Origin of the sequence: Metabacillus idriensis, from assembly GCF_050483325.1 — a bacterium.
Lineage (GTDB): Bacteria > Bacillota > Bacilli > Bacillales > Bacillaceae > Bacillus_P > Bacillus_P idriensis_A.
In genome coordinates this window covers 1-12,210 of record NZ_JBCMYF010000041.1, presented here as the reverse complement: position 1 = coordinate 12,210, position 12,210 = coordinate 1, and the positions used below count along the sequence as shown (strand labels likewise).

The following is a 12,210-nucleotide window of genomic DNA, read 5'->3' as shown; positions in this document are numbered from 1 at the left end:
CCTTTACAGACGGAGCCGTTCTGGCATAATCTCCGTCTTGTGGAACTGAAAAAGACACGCAAACCTTAGTCCTTTTTATCTGATAACCGAAAGGAAATTCATACTATGACCCAGGAAATTGAAATCGAATATAAGAATCTGCTTACGAAAGAAGAGTTTTCCCGGCTGGCTGATTTTTTTCAAATCGCTGATCATGACTTTAAAGACCAGGATAATCATTATTTTGATACACCTGAATTTCACCTTAAAGAGCGCGGGGCTGCCTTACGCATTCGCTATAAAAACGGCCGGTACGTCCTTACATTAAAAGAACCTGCACCTGTCGGCCTGCTTGAAACTCACCAGGAAATCACGGCAGAACAAGCTTCAGAGCTTATTTCGCCAGCTTCTTCCCTTCCTAAAGGAAAAGTTTTAGAACAGATTCACTCACTCGGAATTCATTCTGAAAACATTTCTTTCTTTGGAACATTATCCACAAATCGAGCAGAGAAAACCTATAAAGATGGGTTAATTGTTCTTGATCACAGCCGATATATAAATAAAGAGGATTATGAGATTGAGTATGAAGTCCTGAATGCAGAAGAAGGACTGCTTGCTTTTCGCGAGCTGCTTGCTTCCCTGCAGATTCCTTTGCGAAACACACCAAACAAAATTAAACGTTTTTATGATCATAAACGTGAGATTGATAATGAGAAGGAGCTTTAAGAGTGGAAATTAACCATATGAAAGCAATGATGCAGCTTCAGGCTTTACGCAGCCTGTCCCAAACGGATACCGATGAAGCTGAAGAGTCCTCTTCTGTCTCTATGTTCAAAGAGATTTTTCAGTCTTATGTTGATGGACAGACTGAAAATGCCGTGCCCCTAGTTAAGCAGGCAGCCGTTCCTTTGCAAATGCCCCCTGCAAACGTAAATGTCCGAATTACCTCTTCGATACCGCGAGACAGCAAGGAAATTGACAACATCATTTCTGAAATGGCAGCTAAATACAGCGTGGATGAAAAACTGATAAGAGCTGTCATTTCCCAAGAGTCCAGCTTTAACCCTAATGCAAGAAGTGCAGCAGGGGCTGCGGGACTTATGCAGCTGATGCCAAAAACGGCACAGTCTCTTGGTGTCATGGATTCTTTTGATCCGGCTCAGAATATTGAAGGCGGAACAAAGTATTTAAAGCAGATGCTGACGAAATACAACGGCGAAATACCTCTTGCACTTGCAGCTTATAACGCAGGGCCTGGAAATGTAGATAAGTACGGCGGCATTCCGCCTTTTAAAGAAACTCAAAACTATGTAAAGAAAATTACTGCTTCTTATTTTGCTTAAAAAAAGAGCCGATTCAAAAGCGGTTAACGCTTTGAATCGGCTCTTTTTTTATTTCATAGAACACATGTCAGGACATATACTAAGAAAAGCGCAAGCGCCCTTTTAGCGCAGGCATGACTGATACGGGGCCTAAAGGTTTGGATCATTTTCCCGATACTGTCGGATCCGTTCTGGCCGAGGAGCCTGAGAGATTCCGCTCACCATCGAAGCTAAAATTTTATACTTTCTTTTCTTAAAGATATGTACCTGTCGCCTAAATTCATTTTGGCTTATATAATAAGAACATACTAATACAACTTATCTTTGAAAGCAGTTTGTTTGAGCAATGGCAGGTCAATTGTTACAATAAGCTTATCTTATCAATAAAGGAGATCACAGGCATGGCTGATCAATTTGCAACACCATATGAAGCGATTGGGGAAGATGCACTTTCGCAGCTGGTTGATGCCTTCTATCAAAGAGTGCACAAGCATCCTCTGCTCTCTCCGATTTTTCCTGATGATTTGTCGGAAACAGCTAGAAAACAAAAACAATTTTTAACGCAATACTTAGGCGGACCGTCTTTATATACAGAAGAACATGGACATCCTATGCTTCGGGCAAGACATTTGCCCTTTCAAATTACGCCAGCAAGAGCTGAGGCGTGGCTATCCTGCATGGCAGAAGCGATGGATGATTTAGAACTTGATGAACGATTTCGGGTATGGTTTTTTGAACGGCTGGAACTGACAGCCCAGCACATGGTGAATACTCCAGATGAAAAACATAAATCTGGGGGAGCTTCGCAATGACGATTCAGCACAGTGAGAATCAAAAATCCGCACCATTTTTCTCTCACTGTCAAGGCCATTCAAAAAAACCGCTCGAAATCTATATGTTCATCGATCCGCTTTGCCCTGACTGCTGGGCACTTGAACCGATCATCAAGAAACTGCTGATTGAATACGGAAGATTCTTCACGTTAAAACCTATCATCAGCGGACGAATTAAAACGCTGAACCAGATAAAACGGAAAAATCCCGCTAATCTTGCGCAGGCATGGGAAAAAACAGCCAGTTTAACAGGGATGTCCTGTGATGGAATCCTCAAGTCTGAAAGTTCAATATCATCTCCATTTGCAGCTTCGCTTGCGATAAAATCGGCAGAGCTGCAAGGGCGAAAATCAGGAATACGCTACTTGCGAAAGCTTCAGGAAGTCTTGTTTCTTCAAACGAAGAATATAGCAGAGGAAAAAGTTCTTGTTGAAATAGCAAGAGAGGTCGGCCTTGATACAGATGAGTTTGTAAAGGATCTTCATTCCGCCAGTGCCGCAAAAGCGCTGCAATGCGATTTGAAAATTTCTGCTGAAATGGACGTTCAGGAAAACCCTACACTCACATTCTTTAATCAGAATGTCGACCAGGAAGGGCTGAAAATCAGCGGATATTATCCTTATGAAATGTATGTAGGCATCTTATCAGAAATGCTTGGCGACGTTCCAAAGCCATCGCAGGCTCCGCCGCTTGAAATTTTTTTAAGCCACTTTCAATTTGTTGCTACAGCTGAGATTGCATCTGTATATAATTTAACGCCAGATGATGCGGAAAAAGAAATGAAAAAGTATTTGCTTGCTCAAAAGGTAGAGCGCGTACCGGTAAAGCATGGTACGTTCTGGAGATACATTGGATAAAAGAAAGAGATCCGGTACAGGAAACGGTACCGGATCTCTTTCTTTTTAATTGAAAACGTTTACTTTCTTATTCTTAAAAAGACTCCGCACGGGTAATACGGAGTCTTCTGTATGTCTTAACGACAACAAAGGGGATGGGAGAAATTTTTCACGGTCAAACAAAGGGGTAAATGTTTGTTTGTGATTAATTTCACATCTATAATATATCAGATATTGTCGACTTATGACAACCCATAGAAATTCATTTCACAAATTTGTCACAAACATAAATAGAGGATGTCTTTCATATTTTTTAGAAAGGACAAACAAGGAGGATTTTACATTGAAAAGCAGCCTTCCCCTGGTTATCAGTACCGTTTTGCTGATTATTAGTTTCTTTCTTAATATACTCGGTTTAATGGAGATGTTTCCATTGCTGATATCTTCTCCGCTATTGTTTATAGCAATTTTCATGACGCTTTATTTGGCGAATCACCGGAAAACATTTAAGGGATTTTAGCCGCTGCGCTGAAGCTTGTTTAAACAACAGCATAGAATTGCCTGAACTTGTATTAGCTATTTCTGCAGGATTATCATTTTTATTAGGGGCATCCGATGAATGTCCAGCCGATTCGTGTTCTGACTGACAGCATTCTATAGATGCATTCCGCTTTTTTATTCTCGCAGACCTGTACGGTTCCCTCCAATGAACACACAAAAAGAATGCAGCCCGGCACGGCTGCATTCTTCTTATTTACTCTGACAAAAGCTGTTCCATCTCATTCAGTTTCTCTTCAAATACCTTCAATGCTTCTTCGATCGGCTGCGGTGATGTCATATCAACGCCTGCTTTTTTCAGAACTTCAATCGGATAATCCGAGCTTCCTGATTTGAGGAACTCCAGATAGCGTTCAACCGCAGGCTCTCCTTCTTCAAGGATCTGCTTGCTGAGTGCAGTTGCCGCACTGAAACCGGTAGCATACTGATACACGTAATAGTTGTAGTAGAAGTGAGGAATTCTTGCCCATTCAAGGCCAATTTCCTCGTCGACTGCCAAGTGTTCACCGAAGTATTTTTTGTTTAGATCATAATAGAGCTGCGTTAATAGATCCGGCGTCAGCGGTTCGCCTTCCTGCGCTTTTTTATGAATGGTATGTTCGTACTCAGCAAACATGGTTTGACGGAAAACTGTGCCTCTGAATCCTTCTAGATAATGATTTAATAGATACAGCTGTTTTTTCTTATCATCAATCGTTTTCAGCAGATAGTCATTCAGCAGCGCTTCGTTGCATGTAGAAGCTACTTCTGCTACGAAGATTGAATAATGTCCATACTGATAAGGCTGAGCTTTCCTTGTGTAATAGCTGTGTACGGAGTGGCCGAATTCGTGAGCCAGTGTAAAGAGATTATTGACATTATCCTGCCAGTTCATGAGGATATAAGGGTTTGTCCCGTATGTTCCAGATGAATAGGCACCGCTTCGTTTTCCTTTGTTTTCATGAACATCGACCCAGCGGTTTTCAAAGCCTTCATTTAAGATTGCCAAGTAATCTTCTCCAAGCGGAGCAAGCCCTTTGAGCAAATAGTCTTTTGCTTCAGCATAAGGGATTTTCATTTTCACGTCTTTCACGAGCGGTGTGAAAAGATCGTACATATGAAGTTCATCAAGTCCAAGCACTTTTTTGCGGAGCTCAATGTACTTATGAAGCAGGTGGAGATTATCGTTGACCGTTTTAACGAGATTCTCATACACTTCTTCAGGAATATTATTATTGCTGAGAGCAGCTTCGCGTGCTGATTGATAATTTCTTACCGTTGCGTAGAAGTTATCTTTTTTAACCGCGCCGCTAAGGGTGCTTGCAAATGTGTTCTTGTATTTATCATATGTGCTGTATACAGCTTTAAACGCATCCTGTCTTACTCTGCGGTCTTCGCTTTCTAAAAAGCGGATATAACGGCCGTGGGTTACTTCCACCTCTTCGCCGTCTTCATCTTTTATAGATGGAAATTCAAGATCTGCATTATTCAGCATGCCGAAAGTATTGCTTGATGATCCCAATACATCTGAAGCCTGTGCAAGCAGGGCTTCCTGCTCAGCAGTTAATACGTGCGGGCGCTGGCGGTTAATTTCATCCAGCGTATGACTGTATACCTTAAGCTCTTCTTTTTCCTTTAAGAAGCTTTTGATTTTTGCTTCATCCATGGATAAGATCTCAGGAATAATATAGGATGAGACACTGCTTGCCTGTGTGTACAGATTTGAAGCACGGTCATTTAAACCCTGGTAGTGGGAATCCCCTGTGTCCTGGTCGTATCTCATGTGGGCATATGTATAAAGCTTTCCTAACCTTTCCATCAAAGCATCCTGATAGGTAAGTGCTTCTAGAAAAGCATCTGCTGAGTCTCCGAGTTTGCCCTTATATTCACCAATTTTGGGTAAGGCAGCTTTCACATCTTTAAACTCTGCTTCCCAGGCTTCATCATTTTTAAAAATATCCTCTAGTCTCCATGTATCTTCAACAGCGATGTCACTTCGTTTAGGCAATGTTTTTACGGCTGTTTGTTCTGCCATAGCAATCTATTTCCCCCTTTAAACATGATTACCCCAATAATATTCTATATTTTCTTGCAAATCAATCTAAGAGTCTTGCTATTTTCCCTGCATATCAGACAGGTCATGACGGCTGTCGACATCATTCTCTCCATTTTCGCGCATCGACTTTGTCACAAGCCATGCAATGGCTCCTGTGCTGACAGCTGTCAACGTATAATCAAACAGATTGCTTTTCCGTCTTTTTTTATAAAACATAATCATTCCTCCATTCATAATCTCTCTTCCATAGGTTGCTTCGACTTTACGCTGTTCATACAAATCATTTAGATTGAGCAAATAGCTTTATAACCAACTTATCTCTCTTTAATAAATCAGCTGTAGTACTCTGCCATATGATTTCTCTCTGTTTGACATATTTGTTTTTATGAACACGCTGAAGCATTCCCATATGTGATAATGCTTCTAAATATTCAAGGATCGGCGCAGAAATTGGAAGTATTTTCAAATGAGAAAGTTCACGTACATTAATACATGAGTCCATTCTTATTTCCCGGGTCATTTCTTCAAGAGTAAAAAGGGAATGTTTCTGAATTTGATCTATGAACAATAGAATCTTGGTTTGCCAGTGATAGATGCGGGAATCAATCAGATACCCCGTTTTGATAGGAAGAAAAGCTTCAGGAGGAAGATTGGACAGCGGAATCTGCTTCTTTTCATAAAGTTCTTTCTGAAGCAAAATCATCTCGCGCGGAAGATGACAGGCCGGTTTTAACCGGTGTGATTTGATGAGGTGAATCCATTTTGAAAGATAAGGTGTAATGGAGAGTGTTTTTGGAGAGTGAAGATCAGAAACAAATGCTTTAGTTAGCGGCAAATATCTTGGAATGGCGAAGAAGATTTGTTTTGAAAAAGGGATAAGATGTTCAAGTATGAGGAATGCGTGCAGTTCCGAGCAGTAAGTATAGATAATGGGCGGATCAAGCGGAGTTTCGCCTGTTTTTGTAAACAGCCATTGAAAAGGAGAGATGCGAAAAGTGTGACTGCTTAATCTTGCCGTTTTTTTGGCACCTAATATCCACATTGCTTCGATACCGGCTTGTTTATAGCTGCTGGTTCGTTTTAAAAAAAGAGGAGCAGGAATACTTGAGCATTGATATTCAATAGCTGTGTATCTATTTTTATTCTTAAAGAGGACATCGGGACGCTGGGAAATGCTTGGCAGGTACTGTTCAAGCTTGGCACTTAGTACACCTTGTTCCTGCAGCCATTTATACAGCTGGAGCTTTCCATTCAGGTGGTACTCGCTTTCAGGCTCCGTTTCCATGGTGCACGCCTTATTTTTTTGGTGTGCAAAATGAGGAACTTTAATGCTCCCAATCTTTAAATCAAGCGGATTTTCACAAACAGGACAGTAGAATGATTCTTCTCTTCTTATTTGCATGAGGGTCCTTGCATCCCATTGTTTGTCCGAAAGATTCATCATCGTTCCATTGGCATTTTTAGCAGCTAACATTGTTTTGCATCAGCTCCAATCATATGATTATCTTCATTATTATATAAAAAATTCCCTTATTAAGGAATAAAAAAGACACGCCGCGTTTTCTAAATCGGCATGTCTTTTCTTATTAAAGCAGAGGTGAAAGCAGTCTGGACATTGATTCATAAAGCTTCTGCCTGAAAGGACGCTTGTTGAATTCATCCATAATGATTTCATGGGATACTTTAAGGTCACGCTCATACTCATCTACAAGCTTTTGTGTGCTTCTTGTCCGGTAAAGAAAAGCATTAACTTCAAAATTCAAATGGAAACTTCTCATATCCATGTTTGCTGTTCCAATAGACGCAAGTTCATAATCAACAATCACAATTTTGCTGTGCATAAAGCCTTCTTCATACTCGTAAATTTTCACTCCCGCTTCAAGCAGTTCCAGGAAATAAGACCTTGAAGCATAAAAGACGATCTTTTTATCCGGCCGCTTTGGAACGAGAAGCCTCACGTCCACACCGCTTAATGAAGCTACCTTTAAAGCTGAAAGAATATCTTCATCAGGAACGAAATAAGGTGATGCAATCCAGATGGAATCTTTGGCAGATGTAATCATCGAAAAGAACAGGTTTTTAATGACTTCCCATTTGTTATCAGGTCCTCCGGCGATAATCTGAACGCCGCCCTCATGCTCTTCAAGCTGAACCGAGGGAGTCATATATTCCTTTTTCACAATATTTTCACCCGTCATGTAATACCAATCCTGGAGAAAAATCATTTGCAGCGTGCGGACAGCTTCGCCCCATACCATTAAATGAGTGTCACGCCAAAATCCGAAATACTCATTCTTGCCCAAGTATTCATCACCGACATTTAAACCGCCGACAAACCCGACTGTTCCATCGATGACGATGATTTTTCTGTGGTTGCGAAAATTGACTTTGTTATTTAAGAAAGGCATTTTCACAGGGAGGAAGGAAACAACATCAATGCCTGCCTGCTGCATTTCTTTTATGTAAGTCTTTGATAATTTCCAGCTTCCGACCGAATCATATAAAAAGCGAACCTCTACGCCTTCTTTTGCTTTCTTAATCAAAGCATCTTTTAATTTGCAGCCGACTTCATCATGTCTGACTATATAATATTCAAGGTGAATGTGATGCTCGGCCTTCTCTATTTCGCCGAAAATGTGACCAAATGTCTCATTGCCATTTGTTAATGCTTTCGTTCTTGTAGCGAATGAGATGGGAGTATGTCCAAGCCGGTGGGCAAGATTAAAGAGCATTTGCTGATGATCACCCATTAAATCAATTCTATCCTCATAAGTCGATTGATTGCCTTCAATTTCAAACATGATTTTTTCATCGACCAGCGCTTTTCGGTCAAATAACTTCTTCTTTCTCACATTACGGCCAAATACAAGATAAAACAAAAAGCCGATCAGCGGGAAACTTCCAAGAACAACAAGCCATGTAATGGTTTGAGATGGTTTGCGGTTTTCAAGGAATATAACAAACCCAATAAAAATAATTGAAAAAGTAAAAAGAACAGTTGTAGCAGTGATCATCCATTCACTTGAAATACTGCCCGTAAAATTTTGAATGATGTAGATGAAAAAACCAATTATAATGGCAAATAAGAGCACTCGAACCGTATTTTTCATGTTTTACCCCTGACTTTTAAAAAGGTTCTGTCATATATTAATGCTTAAAAAAGCCGACTTCAACTGCATGAAATCGGCATTTTTTCCTGTTTAGCTAAAATGTTTCTTAACAACGTCAAGAGCTTCATCCGCAATAATTTCCTTGCCGTATTCCGTAACGCGGTGAATTGTCATGCGCGATTCTTGTCCATACTCCAGTATGATACTAAGCATATTCTCAATGTCTTCATCCGAATGCTGCTCATCAAACTCTACAAACAGATAGTAGTTTTTATCCAGTGAGTACAGTGAATTGACAAAGCCGCTCACAGGTACATGGGCTAAAGCAATGATATGTTCAAAATCATTAAATTTTATCAGGAATTGCAGCTGCTGCTCTTCTTCCTCAGCGGAACCGTCCGCTTTGTCGTCAAGATCATCATTGAAGTGCTGATCAAGAATAGACTCGATGTTCTCATCGACAGGCAGTTCTTTCATTTTATCTTCAGACAATGGAAGTTCAATCTTCTGACCGTCTTTTGAAAGCTGAGCTCTTGTAACAATGACTTCTAAACCCTTGTCGAGAGCCTGAACCTGAATCCACAGCGGCCCTTCCACCATGAAGTCTTCCTCGTCATGGACTTCATCCATCATTTCCCAAAAAAGCTCTTCACTTCTTTCGCGGTTGTACCAGATTTCATCTCTGTCAAAACCGCGTTCTTCTATATCAAGATATGAAATATAAAACTTTACGGTATATTCATTAATACGTTCTATCTCCATCTTTACAACCTTCCCTTCTATATATGATGTTGAAGGGACAACTAAACCCCTAAATAAGTTGCACTTTTCTACACTTTACCCAAATCAGCAGCTATTTAATCGTCAGCGCAACGCATCATTAGCTTATAAAACTTGTCTTGAAAATGAGACTTGCCTTTCAAGATTCTTGTACTCCTATTTTATGATAAAACAGCTCCGAATGAAATAAAAAAACCTTGAATTTACAAAAACAGTTATTTACCTATATAGAATGGCTCATAAATCAAAGTTCTCTTCATATATATGGTACGAGCAGTCTATAACAGGGAAAGAGGTACTTAAATGGAACAGGAATTTCTCATGTCTTTGATTATGATTATCGGCATTGATTTGCTCCTTGGAGGAGATAACGCGATTGTTATTGCCATGGCAAGCCGAAATCTTCCTCCTAAACAGCGGAAAAAAGCAGTTATTTTGGGAACGGTCTTCGCAATCGGGGTTCGCATTCTGCTTACTTCCGTAGCTGTCTACTTGTTCCAGATTCCTTTTGTCCAGCTGATTGGCGGAATCCTGCTCCTCTACATCGCGTATCATTTAATTGTAGGAACACAGGAAAAGGAAGGAGAAATAAAGAGTCATTCTTCCTTGAGAAAAGCTGTTCAGACTATTGTACTTGCTGATATGCTGATGGGAATGGACAATGTCATTGCAGTGGCGGGGGCAGCCAACGGCCAGACATTTCTGGTCGTCATCGGATTGTTGATCTCCATTCCGATTATGATCTGGGGCAGCAATCTCATTTTGAAAATTCTGGACAAATATCCTGCCCTCATTTATATCGGAGGAGGAATGCTTGCTTATACTGCAGGCAAAATGATCATCCATGAACACAAGCTCGCGCCAATCTTCCATACTCATCCGAGCATGGGTGTTATGCTCCCTTATTTGCTCATTTTATTTTTAATCTTATCAGGCATGATTTATCAGCGCATTGAAAAAAACGAAAACCTTCCTTAATTGATAAGGAAGGTTTTCTATGGGTAATGATTCATTAACTGAAATTCACTAAACGCTGTGCTTCACGCAGCTGATACGTGCGAACTTTTCTAGGCAAAAAGCGTCTGATTTCATCTTCATTGTACCCTACCTGCAATCGCTTTTCATCAATGATGATCGGGCGTCTGAGCAGACCTGGATGTTCCTGAATCAGATCATATAAATCTTGAAGAGGCATTGTTTCAACGTTTACGTTCAATTTTTGAAAGATCTTTGAACGGGTAGAAATAATTTCATCTGTTCCATCTTCAGTCATGCGCAAGATTTCTTTAATCTCATCAACTGACAATGGTTCAGAAAAAATGTTGCGCTCTGTATATGCTATTTCATGTTCTTCTAACCATGCTTTTGCTTTACGACAAGAAGTACAGCTTGGTGATGTATATAACGTTACCATAAACCTTTCACTCCTTTTTGTGTAAAATGAGCAGATTGCTTATATTAGTAATTAGTATTACTTTGTGTTTAAATTGAAATGACTACAATTAAGTAATATCTATAACGAATTATACTATAGAAAAGTAAGTAAGTATATACTTTTTAAATACAAATGTTTGACAAAACAGTTACAATTCCGTAAAAAATTGACGGATCTTATTTACTATTTAATCAAAATTGTTCTAACATCTTGTTCATTCAGGTTCATCCACCATTCAGAATGAGGAGATCTTATTCTCAATTAATCCAGGCTATCGAAAATATCTTTCTGATTCTCCTGATCCTGCATGGATAATACTTCCTGAACATCCTGATACTCTTTTCCATAGAATTCTTTATCTTTGTAAGTATGAATCATTAAGTATGTTTTTTTCATGGCTTCATATATTAATTCTTCAGAAGCATCTTCAGGGGACCAATAAAGAATTTCCATTGCATTCACTTCATTTGTAGCAAGCGACTTTCTTCTGTACCCAATTGATTTTGCATGCTGAAATCCCTCTCGCTGATAGAACTTTAAGCGCTTGCCCGTATCAAGAATATCTTCATCCACGGGTTCCACCTCTAGTATAATCGGTTTTCCAATCTCTTTTAAATTTGAAATCAGCTTATGGCCAAGACCTTGCCCTCTCGCTTTTTTCGATACAAACAAGTAGTCAATAAAGATGAAATCTTCTAATTCGGCATACATAAGTACGTGATGTTCTCCTTCATCTTTATGATAAATATCACCCCGCTCTTTCAAAAGAGTTTCGATATGTTCTTTAGACTTCATTTCCTCTATAGGAAAATATTGATTTAACTTCTCATACCAGTTCATTGACCCGCTCCTTGCACATTTTTAACGTTCATTTCTCTCTAAATTAGATATACCCTCTTTCCTTAGTGTTAAACATGAGCTACTATAAAATTATAAGAAAATAATGGGATGGTGAAGATTTTGTTTGAATATGCGTTCGATTTTTTGCTTGTTGCTGCATTGGTCATTGGAATAACAGCTTTAATGGGTGTCATAACAAATGGAATCGGGGAAACCATCTTCAGCGGCAAAAAGAAAAATGAAAACGTTGAACATACTTTAAAAACGCAGGCTGGATGGCGAAAAGTCGGCGGCAGACAGAGATAGTAATTAATGAAAGAAACCGGTCCAGACGATCGGTTTTTTTTTATTAAATTTCATGTAGAACCCTCTTAATCCAATGCAGGGCTATTCGTTTTCGGGAATTTCAGACGGTATTTGATGAGACTTTTCATGTTGAATCCCGGTTTTGTGGAATCATAGAAAACATACTAACATTAGTA

General features: G+C 39.6%; 14 protein-coding genes. 7 read left to right on the top strand and 7 right to left on the bottom strand.

What is annotated here, in order from left to right; all coding sequences use genetic code 11:
• Positions 1–105: 105 nt before the first annotated feature.
• The 5 genes from ABEQ24_RS22190 to ABEQ24_RS22170 all read left to right on the top strand — a co-directional run bounded on the left by ABEQ24_RS22190 (position 106) and on the right by ABEQ24_RS22170 (position 3,490).
• Positions 106–705 carry a CYTH domain-containing protein gene (locus ABEQ24_RS22190; RefSeq protein WP_430008781.1) on the top strand — a complete coding sequence of 200 codons (600 nt, stop codon included), beginning with the start codon at positions 106–108 and terminating at the stop codon, positions 703–705.
• A gap of 2 nt (positions 706–707) precedes the next feature.
• Positions 708–1,322 carry a lytic transglycosylase domain-containing protein gene (locus ABEQ24_RS22185; RefSeq protein ID WP_430008780.1) on the top strand — a complete coding sequence of 205 codons (615 nt, stop codon included), beginning with the start codon at positions 708–710 and terminating at the stop codon, positions 1,320–1,322.
• A gap of 380 nt (positions 1,323–1,702) precedes the next feature.
• Positions 1,703–2,113 (top strand): hypothetical protein, encoded by a 411-nt coding sequence (locus tag ABEQ24_RS22180; RefSeq protein WP_430008779.1) that lies wholly within the window; start codon positions 1,703–1,705, stop codon positions 2,111–2,113.
• On the top strand, positions 2,110–2,991 hold the full coding sequence (locus tag ABEQ24_RS22175) for a ClpXP adapter SpxH family protein (protein ID WP_430008778.1): 882 nt from the start codon (positions 2,110–2,112) through the stop codon (positions 2,989–2,991). The genes ABEQ24_RS22180 and ABEQ24_RS22175 overlap by 4 nt, the downstream gene beginning before the upstream one ends.
• 340 nt (positions 2,992–3,331) lie before the next feature.
• Positions 3,332–3,490 carry a hypothetical protein gene (locus tag ABEQ24_RS22170; RefSeq protein WP_430008783.1) on the top strand — a complete coding sequence of 53 codons (159 nt, stop codon included), beginning with the start codon at positions 3,332–3,334 and terminating at the stop codon, positions 3,488–3,490.
• A gap of 234 nt (positions 3,491–3,724) precedes the next feature.
• On the opposite strand, the gene pepF is transcribed toward ABEQ24_RS22170, so the two are convergent.
• From pepF to mecA, 5 genes are all read right to left on the bottom strand, one after another.
• A complete protein-coding gene (gene pepF, locus ABEQ24_RS22165) occupies positions 3,725–5,542 on the bottom strand; it encodes an oligoendopeptidase F (RefSeq protein WP_430008777.1) in 1,818 nt (605 codons plus the stop codon).
• A 78-nt stretch (positions 5,543–5,620) separates the two neighbouring features.
• Positions 5,621–5,779, bottom strand: a complete 159-nt coding sequence (locus ABEQ24_RS22160; RefSeq protein WP_430008776.1) for a hypothetical protein — start codon at positions 5,777–5,779, stop codon at positions 5,621–5,623.
• A gap of 64 nt (positions 5,780–5,843) precedes the next feature.
• The gene (locus tag ABEQ24_RS22155; protein WP_430008775.1) at positions 5,844–7,037 is read right to left on the bottom strand and encodes a competence protein CoiA; all 1,194 of its coding nucleotides are present in this window, start codon (positions 7,035–7,037) and stop codon (positions 5,844–5,846) included.
• Positions 7,038–7,149: 112 nt separating this feature from the next.
• On the bottom strand, positions 7,150–8,673 hold the full coding sequence (gene cls, locus ABEQ24_RS22150; RefSeq protein WP_430008774.1) for a cardiolipin synthase: 1,524 nt from the start codon (positions 8,671–8,673) through the stop codon (positions 7,150–7,152).
• A 90-nt stretch (positions 8,674–8,763) separates the two neighbouring features.
• Positions 8,764–9,435: an adaptor protein MecA gene (mecA, locus tag ABEQ24_RS22145; protein WP_430008773.1), complete on the bottom strand. Its 672-nt coding sequence runs from the start codon at positions 9,433–9,435 to the stop codon at positions 8,764–8,766.
• A 321-nt stretch (positions 9,436–9,756) separates the two neighbouring features.
• Between mecA and ABEQ24_RS22140 the strand changes: the two genes are divergently transcribed.
• The gene (locus ABEQ24_RS22140; protein ID WP_430008772.1) at positions 9,757–10,431 is read left to right on the top strand and encodes a TerC family protein; all 675 of its coding nucleotides are present in this window, start codon (positions 9,757–9,759) and stop codon (positions 10,429–10,431) included.
• 34 nt (positions 10,432–10,465) lie between these two features.
• Here ABEQ24_RS22140 and spxA read toward each other — a convergent pair whose 3' ends face one another.
• Positions 10,466–10,867, bottom strand: a complete 402-nt coding sequence (gene spxA / locus ABEQ24_RS22135; protein WP_070879181.1) for a transcriptional regulator SpxA — start codon at positions 10,865–10,867, stop codon at positions 10,466–10,468.
• A 282-nt stretch (positions 10,868–11,149) separates the two neighbouring features.
• Positions 11,150–11,728 carry a GNAT family N-acetyltransferase gene (locus ABEQ24_RS22130; protein WP_430008771.1) on the bottom strand — a complete coding sequence of 193 codons (579 nt, stop codon included), beginning with the start codon at positions 11,726–11,728 and terminating at the stop codon, positions 11,150–11,152.
• A 120-nt stretch (positions 11,729–11,848) separates the two neighbouring features.
• Here ABEQ24_RS22130 and ABEQ24_RS22125 point away from each other — a divergent pair, with 120 nt between their 5' ends.
• Entirely contained in the window at positions 11,849–12,034 is a 186-nt protein-coding gene (locus ABEQ24_RS22125; RefSeq protein ID WP_430008782.1) for a hypothetical protein, read from the top strand.
• Positions 12,035–12,210: the final 176 nt, after the last annotated feature.